The sequence below is a fragment of the Acidobacteriota bacterium genome, from assembly GCA_003225175.1.
Classification (GTDB): domain Bacteria; phylum Acidobacteriota; class Terriglobia; order Terriglobales; family Acidobacteriaceae; genus Gp1-AA112.
Genome location: QIBA01000196.1, coordinates 1 through 2,266, shown reverse-complemented (window position 1 = coordinate 2,266; position 2,266 = coordinate 1). Strand labels below are relative to the sequence as shown.

General features: G+C 54.9%; 1 protein-coding gene. It reads right to left on the bottom strand.

Going from position 1 to position 2,266, the window contains the following annotated elements; translation table 11 throughout:
* Nucleotides 1-787: 787 nt before the first annotated feature.
* Complete coding sequence (locus DMG62_24480; protein ID PYY19584.1) at nucleotides 788-2,029, bottom strand: hypothetical protein; 1,242 nt, start codon at nucleotides 2,027-2,029, stop codon at nucleotides 788-790.
* Nucleotides 2,030-2,266: the final 237 nt, after the last annotated feature.

Sequence of the window (2,266 nt, the reverse complement as noted above, 5' to 3'; positions counted from 1 at the left end):
CGATGAGGATCGACGGCTGGCCGACCCTTGATTTTTCTTTCCTTCGGTCATCCAAAGAGTGGGTGACGGGTGGCCCAGCCTTTTAAGCTCGGTTTCATTATGGAACCACCATGATTCGGGTGCCCCACTCTCGCGTGATTTTCGCGAGGGTGGGATTAGATGAATGTTGACCAGTCCCGGTTTTGGTTCTCTTCTTTGAATCGTTTCCGAATTGCGCTTATTCTGTGCCCATGAACTTTGCGTTTCTTGCCCTCGCGTGTTTCGCGAAGAAGACAAGTCAAAAGCGGAGTTGCACACATCCTCGAATCCCACCCTCGCGAACAGCACGCGAGAGTGGGGCACCCTTTACATGGAAGTCGCATGCAAGAGACCAAAACGGGAAAGACGGGGCCACTCGCCACCAACATCATGTGTCATTTAGGGAAAGCACAACAAGGGCGGGGCACCCGGCGAACAGCGCGCGAGAACGAGCCCCCCTTTTTTTGGGATGCCGGATGCAAAAAACCAAAACGGGAACAGGGCGGGCCACCCGTCCTGCACACATGCTCGCAGCCCACCCTCCGAACGTCGAGGCTGTTACGAAACTCAATAATTTTGTTACCTATGGTGGTCGCGGTCCAGGCGAAGCGCAATATGTTGTGGTTTCAAAAGAGGAATTTCGAGTTTCGTAACAACCTCACGTCGCGGAGGGTAGGGCACCACATCATGTGTCATTTAGGGAAAGCACAACAAGGGCGGGGCACCCGGCCTCCAAGAAAAGAATTAGGGCCCGGGGAAACCTGCGCTTTTAACGTGCGACTATGAACAAAGGTGAAAAGGAGTTTTCTCTTGCTTGCGGATAATCCGAAACAAGGGTCAACTTGCCGGTGCTTCGGTCCAGCCTTAGAGCAATTACGTACTCTGTAGCGTTGGCGTAAACGAATGTCCCGGAAAGATCGAATATGGGACTCGACAAGATTCTCTGACTGGCGCCCTCGAATAGAGGCAGAGTGTACCGGTCCGTTTCCACAAGCCCTCTAACCGAGTCCACTCGAAAGACGGCGATCGAATCCGAGCCGGAGTCATGTTCCATTCGCCCGATCGCGTATTGTCCGGAGGAGTCGAAACTCGTCTCACACAGCCCGAGGATCTGGCTATCCGGAATGACAGTCAGCACTCCGGTCTGAGCATCGACGTGATATTGATAATTGCTCTGCGGCAGGGGAACACCGCAATACCACCCGACAACTAAATCGCCAGTAGTGGAGGCGCTGATAAAGTTCGGACCTATTGGATCCCTGGAAAACGCAGAAAAATTGGCGACGGGAAAGATGTTGTTCTTCACTAAGCTCAGGGTGCCTGTGGCGCAGTCCTCGCGGTAGACCGCAACTCCGTCCTGTGAGTGCAACGGTTGTTCGTAAGCCGTGCCGTGGCCAACGAGCACCAGATTGCCACTCGCCTTAAATGCGTAAGTAGTCGGCCAGCCCAGGCTGAGCGGAATGAGCGCGCCAGCTGAAACGGGCACTCCGTCCACACCAACTGCCCAAGGGATCAACTGCCCGTCATTGGACCGGGGCAGCTCGTAAAAGAATTTGCCCTGCGGGTCAAATGCCAGCCTGAGATCAGAAGATCCCGACTGAATGTGCCCACGATTGATTGGTTGGGAATCGTCGGACGGAATCGTGAACGTCTCCAGGGTCGTAATCGGCTGGTGGTTCAAACCAAAGGGCGCTCGGGAAGACACGTACAGGTACTTGTCAGACGGATCCATCGTCGCCGAGAGCATGCCGTTGAAGGTGGAGATCGGCGACCATGGCATCTCACTCAAAGCACCGGTGGAAGCATCGATCTTGAACACCGTCAGGACCGGAGCTCCCCATAGATTTCCGGCATATAGGTACTGTTGGGTGTAGCCGGGATGCGTGGTTAGCGAACCGCACGCCGAGAGCGGCTGGCCTGAAGACGCAGCCGGCGCAGGCGAATCGGATGAGCCTTGGACTACTCCTCTCCCGTTGCTGCAGCCCCCAAATGCCAGCGTGAACAGCAGCATGGCTGGGAGACAGAAAGCGAAAATTGGCCGATCATAACTAGGATGTTGCACGCAATCCTTCGCTAAATTCGCTAAAAAGGAATTGGGTTCGGCCTTTGCGGTGCAAGCTCATTCCGCAATTTGGAGCAGAGATGCTGCCGGATTGAGCAGAGTTGCCTCTGAGGAGGACTCTGGAGGTGAGTAGTGCACGCCGCGTTCCATATCGGGAGGCTAGCCGGTTCAGCTACTTAGGATTGA